The sequence below is a fragment of the Zhongshania aquimaris genome, assembly GCF_019312595.1.
GTDB lineage: Bacteria > Pseudomonadota > Gammaproteobacteria > Pseudomonadales > Spongiibacteraceae > Spongiibacter > Spongiibacter aquimaris.
This window is the reverse complement of the sequence record NZ_JAHWDQ010000001.1, coordinates 1,015,937-1,033,695: the sequence shown is the minus strand read 5'-3', so window position 1 is coordinate 1,033,695 and position 17,759 is coordinate 1,015,937. Positions and strand designations below refer to the sequence as shown.

General features: G+C 50.6%; 19 protein-coding genes. 11 read left to right on the top strand and 8 right to left on the bottom strand.

Going from position 1 to position 17,759, the window contains the following annotated elements:
• Nucleotides 1-45: 45 nt before the first annotated feature.
• Nucleotides 46-840: a glucose 1-dehydrogenase gene (locus KXJ70_RS04725; protein ID WP_219042290.1), complete on the bottom strand. Its 795-nt coding sequence runs from the start codon at nucleotides 838-840 to the stop codon at nucleotides 46-48.
• A 188-nt stretch (nucleotides 841-1,028) separates the two neighbouring features.
• Here KXJ70_RS04725 and KXJ70_RS04720 point away from each other — a divergent pair, with 188 nt between their 5' ends.
• The 5 genes from KXJ70_RS04720 (at nucleotide 1,029) to KXJ70_RS04700 (ending at nucleotide 4,661) form a co-directional block, all read left to right on the top strand.
• Complete coding sequence (locus KXJ70_RS04720) at nucleotides 1,029-1,505, top strand: hypothetical protein (protein ID WP_219042289.1); 477 nt, start codon at nucleotides 1,029-1,031, stop codon at nucleotides 1,503-1,505.
• 91 nt (nucleotides 1,506-1,596) lie between these two features.
• Entirely contained in the window at nucleotides 1,597-1,863 is a 267-nt protein-coding gene (locus KXJ70_RS04715; RefSeq protein WP_219042288.1) for a DUF4404 family protein, read from the top strand.
• A 144-nt stretch (nucleotides 1,864-2,007) separates the two neighbouring features.
• Nucleotides 2,008-3,285, top strand: a complete 1,278-nt coding sequence (locus tag KXJ70_RS04710; RefSeq protein WP_219042287.1) for a PGAP1-like alpha/beta domain-containing protein — start codon at nucleotides 2,008-2,010, stop codon at nucleotides 3,283-3,285.
• Nucleotides 3,272-3,811, top strand: coding sequence for an O-acetyl-ADP-ribose deacetylase (locus KXJ70_RS04705; RefSeq protein ID WP_369409746.1), 540 nt, complete (start codon nucleotides 3,272-3,274; stop codon nucleotides 3,809-3,811). Before KXJ70_RS04710 ends, KXJ70_RS04705 begins: the two co-directional genes overlap by 14 nt.
• 16 nt (nucleotides 3,812-3,827) lie before the next feature.
• The gene (locus tag KXJ70_RS04700) at nucleotides 3,828-4,661 is read left to right on the top strand and encodes a DODA-type extradiol aromatic ring-opening family dioxygenase (protein WP_369409745.1); all 834 of its coding nucleotides are present in this window, start codon (nucleotides 3,828-3,830) and stop codon (nucleotides 4,659-4,661) included.
• On the opposite strand, the gene KXJ70_RS04695 is transcribed toward KXJ70_RS04700, so the two are convergent.
• On the bottom strand, nucleotides 4,650-5,108 hold the full coding sequence (locus KXJ70_RS04695; protein ID WP_219042285.1) for a TlpA family protein disulfide reductase: 459 nt from the start codon (nucleotides 5,106-5,108) through the stop codon (nucleotides 4,650-4,652). The two genes, KXJ70_RS04700 and KXJ70_RS04695, sit on opposite strands and share 12 nt — an antisense overlap.
• An 87-nt stretch (nucleotides 5,109-5,195) precedes the next feature.
• On the opposite strand from KXJ70_RS04695, the gene arsC reads away from it, so the two are divergent.
• From arsC to KXJ70_RS04670, 5 genes are all read left to right on the top strand, one after another.
• A complete protein-coding gene (arsC, locus tag KXJ70_RS04690) occupies nucleotides 5,196-5,552 on the top strand; it encodes an arsenate reductase (glutaredoxin) (RefSeq protein ID WP_219042284.1) in 357 nt (118 codons plus the stop codon).
• 59 nt (nucleotides 5,553-5,611) lie between these two features.
• Nucleotides 5,612-6,205, top strand: a complete 594-nt coding sequence (wrbA, locus tag KXJ70_RS04685; RefSeq protein ID WP_219042283.1) for an NAD(P)H:quinone oxidoreductase — start codon at nucleotides 5,612-5,614, stop codon at nucleotides 6,203-6,205.
• 49 nt (nucleotides 6,206-6,254) lie between these two features.
• On the top strand, nucleotides 6,255-6,605 hold the full coding sequence (locus KXJ70_RS04680; RefSeq protein WP_219042282.1) for a DUF2069 domain-containing protein: 351 nt from the start codon (nucleotides 6,255-6,257) through the stop codon (nucleotides 6,603-6,605).
• Nucleotides 6,602-8,422 (top strand): signal peptide peptidase SppA, encoded by a 1,821-nt coding sequence (gene sppA / locus KXJ70_RS04675; RefSeq protein WP_219042281.1) that lies wholly within the window; start codon nucleotides 6,602-6,604, stop codon nucleotides 8,420-8,422. The genes KXJ70_RS04680 and sppA overlap by 4 nt, the downstream gene beginning before the upstream one ends.
• 244 nt (nucleotides 8,423-8,666) lie before the next feature.
• Nucleotides 8,667-8,852 (top strand): transcriptional repressor, encoded by a 186-nt coding sequence (locus KXJ70_RS04670; protein WP_219042280.1) that lies wholly within the window; start codon nucleotides 8,667-8,669, stop codon nucleotides 8,850-8,852.
• Nucleotides 8,853-8,942: 90 nt separating this feature from the next.
• Here the strand turns inward: KXJ70_RS04670 and glpE are convergent, their stop codons facing one another.
• Nucleotides 8,943-9,263, bottom strand: a complete 321-nt coding sequence (gene glpE / locus KXJ70_RS04665; RefSeq protein WP_219042279.1) for a thiosulfate sulfurtransferase GlpE — start codon at nucleotides 9,261-9,263, stop codon at nucleotides 8,943-8,945.
• 42 nt (nucleotides 9,264-9,305) lie between these two features.
• Here glpE and KXJ70_RS04660 point away from each other — a divergent pair, with 42 nt between their 5' ends.
• Nucleotides 9,306-9,692: a diacylglycerol kinase family protein gene (locus tag KXJ70_RS04660; RefSeq protein ID WP_219042278.1), complete on the top strand. Its 387-nt coding sequence runs from the start codon at nucleotides 9,306-9,308 to the stop codon at nucleotides 9,690-9,692.
• On the opposite strand, the gene KXJ70_RS04655 is transcribed toward KXJ70_RS04660, so the two are convergent.
• From KXJ70_RS04655 to KXJ70_RS04635, 5 genes are all read right to left on the bottom strand, one after another.
• A complete protein-coding gene (locus tag KXJ70_RS04655; protein WP_219042277.1) occupies nucleotides 9,689-12,835 on the bottom strand; it encodes an efflux RND transporter permease subunit in 3,147 nt (1,048 codons plus the stop codon). The two genes, KXJ70_RS04660 and KXJ70_RS04655, sit on opposite strands and share 4 nt — an antisense overlap.
• Complete coding sequence (locus tag KXJ70_RS04650; protein WP_219042276.1) at nucleotides 12,832-14,103, bottom strand: efflux RND transporter periplasmic adaptor subunit; 1,272 nt, start codon at nucleotides 14,101-14,103, stop codon at nucleotides 12,832-12,834. The genes KXJ70_RS04655 and KXJ70_RS04650 overlap by 4 nt, the downstream gene beginning before the upstream one ends.
• A 92-nt stretch (nucleotides 14,104-14,195) precedes the next feature.
• Nucleotides 14,196-16,520, bottom strand: coding sequence for a PqiB family protein (locus tag KXJ70_RS04645; protein WP_219042275.1), 2,325 nt, complete (start codon nucleotides 16,518-16,520; stop codon nucleotides 14,196-14,198).
• Nucleotides 16,510-17,130, bottom strand: coding sequence for a paraquat-inducible protein A (locus KXJ70_RS04640; RefSeq protein ID WP_219042274.1), 621 nt, complete (start codon nucleotides 17,128-17,130; stop codon nucleotides 16,510-16,512). Before KXJ70_RS04640 ends, KXJ70_RS04645 begins: the two co-directional genes overlap by 11 nt.
• Nucleotides 17,127-17,756, bottom strand: a complete 630-nt coding sequence (locus tag KXJ70_RS04635) for a paraquat-inducible protein A (RefSeq protein ID WP_219042273.1) — start codon at nucleotides 17,754-17,756, stop codon at nucleotides 17,127-17,129. Before KXJ70_RS04635 ends, KXJ70_RS04640 begins: the two co-directional genes overlap by 4 nt.
• Nucleotides 17,757-17,759: the final 3 nt, after the last annotated feature.

Sequence of the window (17,759 nt, the reverse complement as noted above, 5' to 3'; positions counted from 1 at the left end):
ACACGTTGAGCTTCGCGGAAGCGGGGGATTTAAAAAAACTGAGGTTTAGAACGGCCAAGTGGTCGATTCGGCACCACCATCTACTTCAATAATTTTACCGGTTACCCAGCGCGATGCGTTACTCGCTAAATATAACGCGGCTGCGGCAATGTCTTGCGGCTCCCCCAGTGCCTTCATTGGGGTAAGCGCCGTCATTTTTTCTTGTACTTCATCGTTTAGATATTGTCCCAGCGCCTCCGTCAATATGGTTCCTGGTGAAACACCATTTACTCGGATCGCGGGTGCAAAATCAGCGGCCAGCAATTTAGTCAGTTGTTCTAGAGCGGCTTTTGCTGTTCCGTAGCTGCTGAATCCGGCCTGGGAATAGCGCGACGAGGCAGAAATAATATTGATGACTCTGCCATTGTGTTCGAGCAAATACGGGTGGCAAAGTCGAGTGAGATTGAACGCACTGGTGACATTGAAGTTAAAGTCGCGATTGAAGGTTTTGGCGGTGGTTTTCAATGGATCGTTGGGGTAGGCACCGCCGGCATTGTTAACCAGAATAGTGATTTTGCCAAAGACGTCGATACTTTTTGCGACGAGGTTTTCCAGCGCACTTTCATCGCTGACGTCGCAGCTTATGGACACGGCCCTAGCGCTGCTGTTGGGGTGGTATTTGCGCAAGGCGGCATTGCAAAGTTCGGCACTCGCATCGATATCCGCCTGAGTTCGTGCAGCACAAATCACTGAGGCACCGCTTTCTGCAAAGGCGATGGCGGTAGCGCGGCCAATTCCGCGACCCGCGCCAGTGACGAGGGCGACGTCGCTGTGCAATGAAAATAATTGTTGAATGCTCATGGTCTTATCCTTTTATTTTATTGCCGTCAGTCTCGCGAAGTGGCTGTGCTAGGGCAATGACTAATTCGGTCTTTTGACTGGTCATTCGCCACTTGTCGCTAAAAGCATAAATTATTAAACCCAGGCCTTTAAATGATAATGATTATCATTTAATATCACTCCCGTATAGAACATGACAGGGGATCACTATGGCGATGCAGTTTTTATGTTCGGCTCACCGGCAGCAGCTTAAACGCAGCAAGATTGTGGCGGAGCACCGCTGGGATGAGTGGATGGAGGCAGGGCGCGAAGCCTTTGCTCAGAAGGATTGGCAGGCGGCGCTTAAATATTTGGGTTGTAGCTTTGAGTTGAGCGAAATGTTGCTTAACAATGACCATTACCCAAGCCTTAGCAATATTGATCGCTATATGGTGTCGGGTCATTTTCTGGCAGAGTGTTTTGGCCGTTGTCGCGACAGTTGCCTGCAACGGCATTGCTTGCTGGCGGTCCACCATCATCTTTTAAAAGTGCTGCGCAGCCCGCAGGGCAGAGGCTTGTCGCTGCACCGCAACGTGGAGATATCGCTGCAGATGTTGTCACGTCACTATGAAGCGGCAGGTGAAGAAGAAATGTTACAAGCCTGCTATCAAGAAAGCATGCGTCTATTGAAGCGAAGTTGTCATTAGTGTGAACAGGCCGAGCGCAAGATTGCCATCTTCGACTGTGCGTTGCCGGTGAGACTTGCTATGCTCAAGGTTAACGCAGCGGAGAATAGCAATGGATCCAAAACACTTGCATGAGCAATTAGTTACGCTCCAAAAAGAAATTGACCTGCTCGCAGTAAATGACGCTAATCGAGCGAAATTACACGCTCTGGTCGACGATATTGACCGCGAGTTAGGCAGCGGCCCCCAATTTGTGTTGGAGGACAGTAGTTTGCAGGACCGGCTTGAGGAGTTGGTGTCTAGCTTTGAGGTAGAGCACCCGACCACGGCCGGGGTATTAAAGGATATTATGGTGAAGCTCGCCAGTATTGGCGTGTGATCATTGGCGCTGACGTCCGTGCTAATGACTATATTGTGCCTCCACCCCGCCGTCAGTGCTGGGTACCCATCAGTTTATTTGTAGGCCTTTGGTTTCCATTCTGGCGTGCCCTGCTGATTGGCAGGGGCTCGCGGTAAAAATGCTATGCAAAACCCCCTAGTAAGCCACTCTAAAGATCTTCTTGGTGTCGGTCGCCTAACTATCGACGCGATTTCCGGCGTCACTAATATTGCCGAAGGTTTACATCACGCGATTCTCAATTTGGGTGGCACTTTAGATTCGGCAGACTCAGCTACTGACTCGATCTCAGGCACTAATACGAAACCTACACCGCGCACTCGTGGCATTACCGGATTGGTGTATCGCAGTATCAGGGGCATAAACGGCTTAGTTGGTTTGGGCTTAGAGGCGTTGATACGACATTTGACGGAGTCCATTGGCGAGCAGGATCGCTCGCCAGGGCACGGTGCGGTAGTGTCAGCTTTAAACGGCGTTTTGGGTGATCACTTAAACGACAAACGAAATCCCCTCGCCATTGCGATGAGTCTGCGAAGCAATGGCAAGAAGTTGGCAGTCGAAGATACTGCCGAGTTTATGACTAGGGCCGGTGGTCGAGTTGCTATTTTTATCCACGGCTTATGTATGAATGATTTGCAGTGGCTGCGTCGCGGCCACGATCATGGCGAAGCTCTGGCGCGGGATCTCGGCATTACACCTATTTACCTCCGCTATAACTCTGGCTTGCATGTATCGCAGAACGGGCGTCAGTTAGCGGATCTTTTACAGACTTTGTCATCACACTCTCCAAGTGGTGCGGAGCTCTATATTATTGCCCACAGCATGGGGGGCTTGGTGTCGCGCAGTGCCTACTATTACGGGGAGCAGGGCGGCCACACTTGGCCCGCGCAGCTGCGCAAATTAATTTGTCTAGGTACGCCCCACCACGGCGCTTTGCTTGAGCGCGGTGGCAATTGGATCGACGTGATACTAGACAGCAACCCCTTCTGTGCACCTTTTGCGCGCTTGGCAAAAATCCGCAGCAGCGGCATTACCGATCTGCGCTACGGTAATATTATTGATGAAGATTGGAATAATCGTGATCGATTTGCGATGGCCGGTGATCAGCGCTGCCTGCAGAGCATACCCGAAAAGGTTCCCTGCTATGCGATTGCGGCGGCGACGATTGGCGACGCGGTGAATTATAGTGACGACGTGCTTGGGGATGGATTAGTGACAGTTGCCAGCGCGCTGGGGCGCCATGAAAAGCCGAGCGCCGATATGGGTTTTGCCGCAGAAAATTGTTGGCTTGCACGGGGCATAAATCATATGGATTTATTGAACGATCCGCAGGTTTATCAAACCCTGCTTATGTATATGAAGCGTGATGAATTTACTGAAAGTGCGGGCAGTGACGAAGTTTAAGTTATTCAAAGGGGATATTTGTGGTTTGCGCGTAGACGCTATTGCGAACGCTGCGAAAAATAGCCTGTTGGGCGGCGGCGGTGTCGATGGCGCAATTCACGCCGCGGCGGGTCCGGAGTTATTGATCTATTGCCGCGGGTTGGGTGGCTGCGACACGGGCGATGCTAAATTTAGTCCGGGTTTTCTGCTTCCTGCCAAGTTTGTTATTCACACGGTCGGGCCTATTTGGCGAGGTGGATTAAGGAATGAGCCGGCGTTATTGGCCTCGTGTTATCAGCGCTGCCTAGACATCGCAAATGAGCTGGGGGTAAAAAGTCTCGCGTTCCCGGCTATTAGCTGCGGAGTGTATGGTTACCCGCACGAAGCGGCTACGCACGTCGCCGTTGCGGCCATCAATGGCAGTGTCATGGGGTGTGGGGATAACGCCACCGTTAACGAAATTATCTTGGTGGCTTACAGCGAGCAAATGATGGCGCATTGGCAGTCAGCCCTGACCGCGTCGGCGCTGACATGGAGTGAATATTAATGGCGGGTAAAACCTAGTGGCACACATAAGCTCAGAACCTTCGGCGGCGGGCTCCGCGCTTGCCCCTGTGTTGTTTATTCCTCATGGCGGCGGTCCTTTACCCTTATTAGGGGATCCGGGGCACCGCCAGCTTAGCGCATTTTTAAAAGGAGTCGCGCCCCAATTGGGCGCCCCTTCGGCCATTGTCTTGGTGAGTGCACACTGGGAGGCTGATCAAGCCTCTGTGACAGGGGCAGCGAAGCCTGAATTGATTTTTGACTATTACGGCTTTCCCGAAGAAAGTTATGCGCTGCGCTACCCTGCTGCCGGAAACCCTGCGCTTGCCCAGAGTGTTCGTGACTTACTGGAGGAAGCTGGAATTCCGGTGCGGATTGAAGCCTCGCGTGGTTTTGATCACGGTATGTTTGTGCCCCTGACCTTGATGTACCCCGCGGCAGACATCCCCTGTATTCAGCTGTCCTTGTTAAAGTCTCTCGACCCCGCCGCGCATATTGCGATGGGCCACGCTTTGCGCAAGCTCCGGGAACAAAACGTGTTACTTATAGGCTCGGGATTGTCCTTTCACAATCTGCAGGCATTTTCTTACGTAGATGCGGCGGCGCGAGCCGTTGAATTTGATGACTGGCTAGTCGAAACCTGCACGGACAGAGCCATAAGTCCAAGTGACCGTGAGCGTCGTTTAATCAATTGGGCGACGGCGCCACAGGCGAGATTTAGCCATCCTCGCGAAGAGCACTTGCTGCCTCTGCATGTTTGTTATGGCGCAGTGGCGCGAGATGACGCTGGCGCGGAATTGATTTTTAACGATGACATGATGGGAGTTCGGGTAAGCGCGTTGCTATGGCGCTAGAGTGCTGGCATTTAAAATTGCCTTGCTCAAGCTGTCTGCCGTTTGAGGCCCGGTTAAGCTTGCCTTCAAGCTGCCCTTTGGGCCGATTAGCAAGGTCGTTGGCAGCACTCGAGGGCGCGGGATTGCTAACTGCTGGGCGGGGTCAATCAGCATGGAATCAAATTCAATGCCCATTTCGTCAACGGCTGCCTGTAGGGCCTCGCCACTTAAATTATCATAGTTGACGCCATAGATTTTGACGTCGCTGCGCGCTGCGCCGAAGTCGTTTAGGGCTGGGATTTCTTCGCGACAGGGACCACACCACGTTGCCCAGTAATTGATTATTAGCCATTTATCCTGCGCGAAATTTCCGTCGCTGCCAGATAAGGTTTGGAAATCCGGCTTGCTACAGCCAGCTAGTCCTAAAAATAATAAGCAGATCAAAGCCAGTAGTGTAGAAGTTTTCATTAAATGCTCAATGACAGTTCGAGTTGGTATCGGGCGTGTATAATACCCGCCATAAATTTGTGATTACTATGTTAGATTGAGAGTGATATGTCTGAGTATACCATTTACCACAATCCGCGCTGCTCCAAATCCAGACAAACCCTTCAGCTAATGACGGATAATGGTGTTGAGCCCGAAATTGTTTTGTATCTTGATACGCCTCCGACCGCAGCCCAGCTCAAGAAAATATTAGCCAAGTTAGAAATGAGTGCTCGGCAACTGTTGCGCAAGGGTGAGGCCGCATATAAAGAGGGTGGTTTGGCTGATACCGGCTTGTCTGAGTCGAAACTGATTGCCGCGATGCTTGCAGAGCCTAAATTAATAGAGCGGCCTATCGTTGTAAAAGGCGATAAAGCGGTATTGGGTCGTCCTCCTGAAAATGTATTGGCGCTAATGTCTGAATGAGATGTCCTGTTTAGTTTGGCGGTAATGTAATTTATGACTTTATTCAAAGGACGTCTTTTGTGAGCGAAGCTTACGTATTGGTACTGTATTACAGCCGTCACGGTGCAACAGAAAAGCTCGCGCAGCATATTGCCCGCGGTGTGGAACAGGCGGGTGTTGAAGCGCGACTGCGCACTGTGCCGGCCGTGTCGGCTGTGTGTGAGGCGACAGCGGATGACATTCCTGAAAACGGTGCCCTGTATGCAACTGAGGATGATTTACGTCACTGTGCAGGTTTGGTGATGGGCAGTCCGACTCGATTCGGAAATATGGCCGCGCCGCTTAAATATTTTTTGGATGGCACATCGGGCCTGTGGATGAGCGGCGCCTTAATCGGCAAGCCAGCCGCGTTATTTACCTCTAGCGCCAGTTTGCACGGCGGACAAGAAAGCACCCTGTTGACGATGATGATGCCTTTATTGCATCACGGCATGTTAATTACCGGCATCCCCTATAGCGAGGCCGCCTTGAGTGCAACTCAAAGCGGCGGTACGCCCTATGGTGCATCGCATGTGGCTGGGCAAAATGGACGCCCAGTCGATGAAATAGAACTTGAATTGGCTGCGGCGCTGGGTAAGCGCATTGCTAATTTAAGTAATCAATTGCAACACTGAGGTGCTCATGACGGCATTAGAAAAACGCGCTGCTTTTGCAGGAGCGCTGATGAAGATAAGTTACATTGGCTTTTTAATTACGCTGACTCTTGGGACTTGGGTGTGGGTTCAAGAGGGCCGCCAACCGAGTATTACTATTTGGGTTATTCGTGTCGCGCCTATGCTTATGTTTGCGCCGGGTATTTTTAAGGCGCAATTGCGCGCAATAGCCTGGATGTGCTTTGCCAGCTTGTTGTACTTTGTGATGGCGGTGACTGAGGCTTTCTCATCCCTAGCTATTTGGTTTAATTATATTGAATTGGGCATGGTGGTAGTGCTGTTCTGCAGTGCGACAGTGTTTATTCGCTGGCAGGCGCAAATGCTGCGCGAAAGTGCAGCGCAGGAGAGTGAGCCGGTATGAGCGATAATAAAAAACGAGGATTTTTCTCCAAGCTTGGTGGCTTTATTGACGGCGCCAGACGTTGGACCTTGAATATCATTTTTCTGGTGATTGTTGTCGCAATTGCGACGGCCCTTTTTACGTCGGTAAAAGATGTCACTGTACCCGATGGCGCGGTCTTGGTGCTTGCTCCGGAAGGTGTTGTCGTCGACCAATTATCTGCAGTTGATGCATTAACTCAGCTCAGTGCTCAGGGCTTACCGAGAGAAACGCTGCTGGCAGATTTAATCGAAACGGTTTCGCTAGCGGCGGATGATCCGCGTATCGAGGTTTTGCTTTTGCACCTCGACGAGCTTGATCATATCGGCATGAGTAAGACCTTGGAACTGGCCGAAGCAATAAAGGTATTTCGTCAAAGTGGTAAAACCATCGTTGCCAGCGCGAATCACTATAATCAAGATCAGTATTTATTAGCGAGTTTTGCCGACCAGATTTTTGTTCACAATATGGGCGGCGTCGGTATTGAGGGTTTTGCCGTCATTCGCAATTACTTCCGCGAGGCGATTGAAAAATTAAAAATACGCTTCCATGTATTTAAAGTTGGTAATTTTAAGTCTGCGGTCGAGCCGCTGTTGCGCGACGATATGTCTGACGCGGCCAAAGAGGCGAACAGGGCGTGGCTTGATCAACTTTGGACTCTGTATCGCGACACCATCGTTGAGCGGCGTGGTATCAGCGTCAGCAAATTTGATTATTACGTGAACCACATCGATAAGGTTATGGCTGAAGTCGGTGGCGACGCTGCGCAGGCCGCTTTAGATTACGGATTTGTAGACGGCATTATTAGCCGGCCAATGTTGCGAGAAATACTCATTGAGCGTGTTGGTGAAAACAAAGACGGTAGTTTTAAGCAAAGTTATTATCGCGATTATCTCATGTTGAATCGCAGCCTCTTAGTTGAGGTGAAGGAGTCAGTAGGGATTATTGTTGCCAGTGGCAATATTGTCGATGGTGAGCAACCCACTGGCACCATCGGTGGTGATAGCCTGGCACAGTTAATTCGCAAGGCGCGTCGCGACGACGATATTAAAGCGCTAGTGCTGCGTATCGACAGTGGCGGCGGTTCGGCCTTCGCATCTGAAGTTATTCGCGCGGAGCTGCAAAAATTACAAGAAGCCGGTAAACCCCTGGTTATCTCGATGGGCAGCATGGCGGCCTCGGGGGGATACTGGATCGCAGCAAGTGCCGACGAAATTTGGGCGACACCGGCAACCCTGACAGGATCAATCGGTATCTTTGGCGCCTTTCCAACGGTAGACAATTTGTTGCAGGGTCTCGGTGTTAGTACCGACGGTGTTGGCACTGCGGCGGTGGCGGGTAAATTGCGCCCTGATTTGCCGCTAGATCCGATCTTGGCGAGGGCTATTCAATCTGGTGTTGAATACGGCTATCGTCGTTTTATCACTCTTGTTGCCGACGGTCGCAATAAGCTAGTTGAGCAAGTTGAGCCCATTGCCGAAGGGCGAGTGTGGAGTGGCATAGATGCACATCAGCTTGGTTTGGTGGATAAACTGGGCGGCTTAAAGCAGGCGGTTGATTCTGCGGCGAACTTGGCTGGCATTAGCGCAGCTAATTCGCGGCTGCTGACCTTGCCACTCAGTCCTGAAGAAGAACTGATGCGCATGATACTTGGCTCCGGCATGGTGAAAAGCGCTTTTAGCCTGTCGTCACCGCTTATCTCCGTTCTCAATAGTGTCCTGCCAGCCTGGAACGACGTATTAAAGCTTCAAGATAGTCGCGGTGTTTACGCCTATTGCCTCATGTGCGTTGCGCCGTGAGATAATTAACTTCGAATGTCTATTGCTGTGCGAAGTAGCGTATTTGAATGTTTACATCGCTAGGTTATCTAGTGATGTAAACAGGTTTGCGTCTACGGCTTTAAACCTGTCGTGCAGTGCTCAATCTTTTTCATGTTATAGGCCACGATGTTGCGCTTGATCCTAGCGTCGCCGTTCACAACCCTGATGAATAAAGTCAGTCTGGCCTGATAGCGCGTGGTTTTGGAAGGAGGCCGCGATAGGTATGCGCTACTTGCTGATGAAGGTGCATCGTTATGATCATATGGTGTATGTCGATATTAGTGAGGTGATTGAATTTCGCGATCCTGCCATCGAACGGCGTCAGCAAGAAATTGCGCTGCAGCATAACGTCGACTTTGTTAAGCATGTCGTGGTTTTTGCGTCAGAAAAAATAGTAAAACGGCGATAGACAAATGCATAGTGACTGCCTCACCGTCATCGTTGATATTGAGCGGCAGGGCAGTGCAAATTCAATTACATCAACTGCGCTCCTCGGTGGTTAGTTGGCAACGGTATTCTGCGGATATAGCTGGCGCCACATTTCAAATCCCCCATCCATGCTGTAAACCTCGGTAAAATCCTTTTCAACAAAATATTGCGCTGCACTTTGGCTGCTATTGCCGTGATAACAATAAATGATGAGTGCCTGGTCGGGGTCAGCTTGCTCAATAAATCGCTGCAAATTGTGGTTATCTAAATGATCCGCCTTGGGAATGTGGCTTGTGGCGTAGGATTGTTCGTCACGAATGTCGGCGAGCTGACAACCGGCCTCTATCATTGCGTGAGCATCTTGTGGTGAGATATGTTTGAATTCAGGCATGATCACTCTTTCCGCGCAGATTAAAATGGGTATGGTACCGCGATGAAGCAAAAAACAGAACGCCACCGTCGTGAAGAGCATGGCTTTTCACTGCCGGCGCGACTTGCCAGTTTTCGTTATGCCTTCAACGGCTTGATGACAATGATCCTTGAACAGCGCAATGCGCAAATTCATTTGGTGGCGACAATTGCCGTGCTGGCCTTGGGGGTGTTGACCGGTTTGAATTCAGTAGAGTGGATTATGTTGATGCTGGCAATTACCTTAGTTTGGATAGCTGAGGCTCTAAATACGGCACTTGAATATTTGGCCGATGCCGCCGTGCCAGAAACCCATAAGTTGGTGGGCAAGGCTAAAGACGTTGCCGCAGCGGGTGTGCTAATCGCTGCGGCGTTTTCGCTTATCATAGCCCTGTGGGCGTTTTGGCCCTAGTTACTATCGCCAATTAATGACTTGTCTGGCGATGGGGCGGTTAGGCGCTTAACGTCTTCTAGCACGATATAAAGACAGGGTATTAGGATTAGCGTAATCACGGTGGCGAAGATAATACCGAAACCCAGTGACACCGCCATGGGAATCACAAACTGCGCTTGCACACTGCTTTCTAACAGCATGGGTAATAAGCCGAAGAACGTAGTTAACGAGGTGAGCAGGATTGCTCTAAAGCGCAGGCAGCCAGAGTCGACCACTGCCTTGAGAATGTTTTCGCCACGGGCAATTGCGGAGTTTATAAAATCGACCATTATTAGGCTGTCGTTAACCACCACGCCGGAGAGCGCAATGACTCCGAAGAAAGACATCATGCTAAACGACATATTCAGCACGATGTGACCCACCACCGCGCCGATGATACCGAAGGGAATAACGCCCATGATGATAAGGGGTTGTAAATAGGAGCGCAGTGGAATGGCAAGTAGCGCATAAATGCCGAACAATGCCAGTACAAAGCCAATGGCTAAACTTTTCATTAGCACACCACTTTCTTCACTTTCACCACTTAGCTGTACTATCACGGAAGGATACTTATTTGGGAAGGTGTCCTTAATCAAGGTATTCATAATTGTTGATGTCACTTTGTCAGGTGCAGTGAAGGTTTTGTCCACTTGCGCAGTGACTGTGATGGAGCGCTCACCATCGATACGTTTTAACTGGCTAAAGCCAGGCTCGATGCTTAAATTGGCGACGCTGCTCAAGGGAACATAGGCATTGTCGTTGGAGCGGATATACATATTTTGCAAATCAGAAATCGCAGTTCTTTCATCAGGTGGGTAGCGCACCATCACCTTCACTTCGTCGTTGCCGCGCTGAATTCGCTGCGCCTCGGCGCCATAGAATGCGTCCCGCAGTTGGCGTCCCAGTGAGGCTGAGGAAATACCTAAAACTTCGGCGCTGGGTTTAATATCTATCACAATCTCATCTTGTATCGAACTGGCGCCATTGCGAATATCAAACACACCTTTGTAGTGACTTAATGTTTCTTCTATATCTTTAGCTGCTGCGTCGAGTTCCGCGCTTGAGTTGCTGCTGAGCTTCAGAGAAATAGCGGGACCTGATGTTTGGTCAGCGCTGCTGACCGAAAGGGTTTTGGCCCCTGGTATATTGCCAATCTCAGCGCGCCAGCGTCGCGCTATCTCATCGCCATCGATGTCGCGTAGTTCGTTTTTGCTCAGTTCCACCATAAAGGTCACCATGCGGCCAGATGATCCGTAGGCGAGGGCGTGATTGACTAAGCGCTTATTAGACGAGTCGGGGTGGCTGCTCTGATAGTCGGCATCGACATTCCGCAGGGCTTGATCCATATATTCAAAGGCTTTCCGCGTTTGCGCTTCTGGAGTGCCCTCAACCATTTCAAGGTTGGCTCTAACAAAGTCCGCCGGGACCTCGGGGATCATCACAAATCGCACAATTCCGCCAGCTACCAATCCCAATGTAACAATCAACATAGCGGTGAAAACAGAGCCGGTGAGATAGCGATTGTTAATTGCCTTGTGAATAAAGGGGCGGTAGCTGTTTTCTACAAAATTATTAAGTTTGGCATTGCAGTAACGCGGAATTTTATCGAGCTTGAGCCACACGCCGCTGGTGCCAGGCCTGCTGTGAGCAAGATGCGCCGGTAATATCCATTTCGATTCGACTAGGGAGAATATCAAACATAAAATAACGACCCAACCCACCGCTTCGGGAAACGGCGAAAATGCACCTTCGGTAAATAAGGTGGGTGAGAAAGCCATGATGGTGGTGAGTACGCCAAAGGTGGCCGGTGTCGCTACGCGCAGAGCGCCAGTGATAACCGTGTCGATGGAGTGACCTTTGTCCTCTGCTTCTGCGTAGGCGCTTTCACCAATAATAATAGCGTCGTCAACGACGATACCGAGTACCAAAATAAAACCAAATAGACTCAGCATGTTCAGGCTAATGTCGACAATTGGCATCATTGCAAAGGTGCCAAGAAAACAGATCGGCAGTCCGACCATTACCCAGAAAGCGAGTTTTATATTGAGGAATAAGCCCAGCACGATGAAAACCAATAAGGCACCCATGCCGAGATTTTTCATCATCATGTCCATGCGACCTTCCAGGTAAAAGGTCACATCGGCCCATGTTGAAATACTTACTCCCTCGGGCAAACTTGGGCGCTTCTCTTCAGCATATTTTTTGGCGGCGGTAGCGACTTTGATTAAGTCCTGATCCCCCACTGCAAAAATTTGCAGACCGATACTGATTTGGCTGTCAAAAAACGCGAAGCCATCTTGTTCCACAAAGCCGTCGTTTATCGTTGCAATGTCACCGAGGGTGAGGCGGGTGCCGTCGGGATTCGTGATAAGTACGACATTTTCAAATTCGTGCTGGTTTCGCGCCTGGCCGCGGGTGCGGAGTAAGATGTCCCCGTTGACAGTTTTTATAGCTCCGCCGGGCAAGTCCAGTGAAGAGCGGCGAACGGCCTCTGCGACTTCGTTTAATGTTAATCCGTATTCAAGTAGGGTGTGTTCGGGCACCTCAATGCTAATTTCAAAGTCGCGAGCACCGTTGATCTGCACGTAGGCGATATTTTCATCAAGGGTGAGCTCTTGTTTTACCTGCTGAGCCAGCTCCTTCATGCTTCGTTCGTCAATGTCGCCAAAGAGCTGAACGTTGAGTGCGTGATTGTTAAATTCAACCCGATTGACGATGGGGCGCTCGGCTTGTTCTGGAAAACTGACAATGCCGTCGATCGCGCTTTTGATTTCGTCCATTACCGCAAGCGTATCGTAGCCGTCATAGACCTCGGCAGATAACGTCGCCAGCGATTCGTCCGCGGTGGTTTCAAGGCTTTGGATTGACTCGATATCTTTTAAGGCTTCTTCGATTTTTAAGACTACACCACTTTCAACCTCATCCGGTGTTGCGCCAGGGTAGGGCACCGTAATTCGAACGACGTTGATTTCAAAGTCGGGTTGGGTGGTACGTTGGATGCTCAAGGCGGAGCCCAGACCTACCCCAATAATAATGAGCATTAAGAGGTTAGCGGCAACGGAGTTACGGGCAAACCACGGAATGACGCCCATAGTGGTGTCCAGCTCAGGGGTAGCACTCATAGGGCTGTCGTCTTGCTGTGGGCGGCAGCGACCTGTTCGGCAGCCGCGCTAACTAGCGTGCTGGTTCTGGTTGTGTTGTTGATCTGTACTTTAGTGCCAGCTACGGCATTTGGAATGGTCGATAGGCAGATAATATCTCCGTCATCGAGACCTTCGTATACGTAGACGAGCTTCCCTTCTGTGCGCAGGGTTTTGATGTCACGGTTGCGGATACGCTGTTCATCGTCCAGAACCCAGACTTTGTTGCCCGTTCGCAAAATGTGGCGCGGAATGGCGATCAAGCCATCCATTTGCCGGCCGCTGATTTCTGCTTTGACAAAGCTGCCCATAAGCAGCGGCTCACCATTGCTTTCGATACCGTAGGGGTCGTTCACATTGGCAATAGCAAACAGTACTCTGCTGCGTTCATCCAGTACGCCTTCAGTGCGAACAATCGTGCCGCTCCAAGTGCCTCCGAGTTCATTTTCCAAGGTTACCCGCGGAGTTTCAGTTGTATTGCTATCTGGGAGATTTAAGTAGTTGAGACGGTCGGCTGGAAGCGGCAGGCGAACCTCTGCAATGTCGACGGCGAAGATCTGCCCAAGCTGGCTGCCAGAGCTCACGAATTGGCCAAGGTCGACGTTGCGCGCCTTAATAATGCCGCGATAAGGCGCGCGAATTTTAGTGCGATCCAAATTATTTTTTGCGTGCGCAAGGTCAGCTCTAGCAGAGTCTAAGCGCGCCTGGGCTTCTTTTAGCTGGGGTAGCCGCAGTGCAAGGTAGCGCGCCTCTTTACTCGCATAGTTGCGCGGATACTTTTTAATATCCTCTTTCGCGACGGCCGCGCGACCTTTTTCTTGTATCAAATTACTAAAAGAGGTCGCCACATTCGCTTCAGCACGTTTTACCTCTACCTCGTAATTACGCGGGTCAATACCTAGTAATAAATCGTTTTTCTCTACTAATCCGCCACTTTGAAACTGTGGGGCGACCGCCATTATTTTGCCGGACACTTCGGTAATTAAGATGGTTTCTGTACGCGGTTGAACCGTCCCCTGTGAGTTAACGGCGATAGATAAGGTTTGTTTTTCGGCAATTGCGACATCGATGTTGAGCGCGGGTGGCGCGATCGTGACGGTTTCAGGCGGTGGTTTTAAGGCGAAGATGATGATTGCGATGACAAGAGAGGTGGCGATAACCGCTGCAGATAGTAAAGTTTGTTTTGATGGTTTTAACACACTGACGTTCTCTAATTGCGTGATGGCACCCAGGGTAATTTGCTGCGTCATTGGAAACGACATGTGCACGTGAGTTCGCGCGCACTGGGTGTCATGGTGGGCCTATTGTATCGTTATCTGCGTAGCGATGTTGTGAAAACTTGTTAATCCGCACGCAGCCAGTTCTCACCTGTGTCGGCTTCGTTTGGCAAAGAAATTCGCGGTGTCCAGTCTAGCCATTGTTGGTCGACTGATTGATGCAGCACAAAATTATTGCCGTCGCTGACAAGGGGGCCTAAGTCGTCGCCACCGGGAGTCGCAAAGGCAATTCCGCCCTCCAGCAGTGACTCAATGGATTTACTGCGTATTGTGGCGCCACTAAACAGACCGAATTTGACGGCGATACCACTTGAGTTCCAAAACTGGGAGTTCTCTCTCACCAGGCTGGCATAGCGAGGCTCGATATTGATGTGAATGAGGGTTTGGCTTGCATCCTCAGCCAATTCATAGCCAAACACTTCACCTACCGGAATGTCGCGGTAAAAAACCTTTACTCCCTCCTTTATAGACCCGCGTTGGGCGGCGGTGAGAATTAAGTTCAGGCCATTGCTGGGTTTGCTTAACGGCGGTGGTTTATCTAAGGCGACGAAGTTGGTGGTGATGCTGCCGTAGCCAGGTCTAACACTTATATAGCTACCTGTTACCAAGGTCTCTAGGTTGCGTGTGCCAATCAGTCCCAGTTGCGGGCGCACTACCCAAAATTGACTGCCGGTGCGAGCGAGAGCCTTGGCCGAAGGCGCAAGCCGCGCGCTCACTTTTACGCGATCCATATTGCTATCTAGCTCAACGGAAACGACATCACCTACCTTGATACCTTGGTATTTGATTTCAGTGCCTTTACTTATGTTACTGCCGGTGGCAAAAAATAAATTGATATCGCGCCCTTTCTCCGCGGAGGTACTTTGGAAGTCTGGATAGAGCGTGAACCCCAGGCCTTCCCATGCCAGTTGTGGCTTGCTGACTTGTGGTGTGTGGAATGCAATGCCGCCTGCGACAATGGTGGCCAGCGAATCTGCTTGGATATCTAAGCCACCTAAGCCGCCGCTGATACTCAGACCGCTGGCATTCCAAAATTGGGATTCGCGGTGCACAAGGGTGGCATAGCGTTCATGGATAAAGATGCCGATATTGACACCGTCTTTATCAAGGTCAACCGACTCAACTTGGCCAACCGCAATTTTACGATAGTAAATTTTGCTGCCAATACTGACGGAGCTGAGTTCATCGCTGCGCAGGGTTAGTCGCAAACCAGGTTGTTGAATGCGGCTGTCTGGCGCCTTGAGTAATGCGGTGTATTGATCTGGTGTTGCGCCACCTTTCCCCTCGACCTTCACATTGATATAGGGTCCGCCAATCAAGGCATCCAAACCGCTAACGCCGCTGCTGGAAACCTCGGGCTTCACTAGCCAAAAGTCAGTTTTCTCATTGAGGTAGCGATGATGCGGAGAGTAGATCGCAAGGTTCACTTTGGCGCCGAGGTTGGGATTGTTGTCGACAAACTTTAAGCTCTCAACTTTGCCTATATCCATACCCAATAAGCGCACATTGCTGCCGACGTTTAAACCGTCAGGGTTGCGGAAGTAAACACTGACAATTTTGCTACCTTTCGCGCGATCTTGGTTTTTGAATAATTTGAATTGCGCGTTGTTATCGACAACGCTGTCGTCCTTTGTGGGCGTGTCGAAGGCAATGCCGCCGGCCAAGATACTGGCCATTGAGCCTGTTTCAATATCGATACCTTGCAGGCCAGCGTTTATTTTAACGCCGCTATGGGCCCAAAAGCGGGAACTGCTATTGACTAAATGGCTGTATTGCGGATCGATGCGTACATTTATTTCAATGCCGTCATTGCTAAGCTGGTAGCCCTCGATATCACCGACATCGATTTGTTGGTAAAGCACCGGTGCCCCAACTGACAAGGACCCAAGCTCAGTCGCGTTTAAAATCAAGCGAAGGCCGGGTAAATTATTGGTTTGCGGTGGCGGCGTGTTCAAGGCGACAAAATGTTCGGCGACCTCGCCATCCCCGGGTTTAAAACTTATATAGTTGCCCGCCACCAGGGTGTCTAGGCCGGATACGCCGGAAAGTGAGATCTGCGGTTTCACTAGCCAAAACTCGGTGTTTTTCTTAATCAGCGGCTCTATTTGACGAGAGAGTTCGAGGGTGGCGGTGACCCCTTCTAGATCGTCATCGAGCTGTAAACCTTGCACTTGACCAACATTGATCCCCTGATAAATGACTGGGGTTTTACCGACATTAATACCGCTGCCATTGTCGAAGGCGACAGTGACGCTAAGCCCGCTGTCATTTAGGCTTTTGTACATCAGCCATACCGCAATGCCTAAGGCGATAAGTGGTAGCAGCCAAATAGCAGATAGTCCGCGCTTTGGCGCGACGACAGCGGACGATATATTGCGATCATTCATCATCTAAGTCCCATATTAAGCGCGGGTCAAAACTGTTTGCGGCCAGAAGAGTGAGTACTACCACGGCGGCGAAGGCAGTGGCGGCAGGGCCACTCTCTACGGTGGCGATATTGCCGAGGTGTACCAGTGTGACCAAAATCGAGATCATGAATAAATCTAGCATGGACCAGCGGCCGATAAAGTGGATAAAGCGGTAAAGTACGGTGCACTGCTGGCGATTTAGCGGCAGCTGTAGTTGCACGACGAGCATTAAAATAATCAGAATCACGAGCTTCAATACCGGCACTGCGATACTGGCGATAAACACAATTGCGGCAATGGCTTGCAGATCTGATACCCATAGTTTTACTACGCCGGACATGATCGTGTCGGGGTCGCCTTGTCCAAAGCTAATTACAGTGAGTATGGGTAAAATGTTCGCAGGTAGTAATAAGGCGATGGCGGCCACGGTGTAGGCCCAGCTGCGCTGTAAGCTTTGCGGCTTACGAAAGCTCAGCGCGACATTGCAGCGGGGGCAGCTAGCTACCGAGTTGTCTCCTAGATCTGGCAGGTGGCTGAGTTTGCCGCACTCTGTGCAGCGCGCTATGCCGCGTTGTTGGGCGCTAGTGGTCATGCCGGTTTATTTTGCTCCCAGTGCTGCCAAGCTTGTTCTTCGTAGAAATATTGGCTGCTTAAAATAACACAGAGCAGAAGCGCACATAGGCAATAGGTGCCGCCAGACACGCTCACATCACCGTCGTGCATCATTTTCACATAGGCGACAATAATCCCCATCGCGTAAACCTCAAGCATACTCCAACTTTGCATCCAGCATTTGTATTTGAGCCACTGAGGGAAATGAGGTGGAAAATGATTCAGTCGAATACTCAAACACACTACCGCGGTGAGCAGTAAATGCATTAGCGGGGCTATCAGCGAGCACAGCAAAATTAATATCGCGAGCATCTTCTCCTGCTCAATCCACATGCGATAAATGCCGCCGATTAGAGAATTGCTGCCATTCTGCCCGACCATGCTGAATTTTAGGATTGGCAGCGTAATGGCGGGGTAAAATAATATCAGGCCACTGATGGCCGCAGCGAAACTAATCGTGTCAGTATGCTTGGCTGAGTGCCATAGCACCGCTTTACAGCGCGGGCAGCGACCTTCCATGCGATGATGGTCCTGCGTAGTTTGCAATAGTAAATCGCAGTCGGGGCAGGCGGTCAGTTGTTGAGGTATGTGACTGGCTTCGGTCATAGA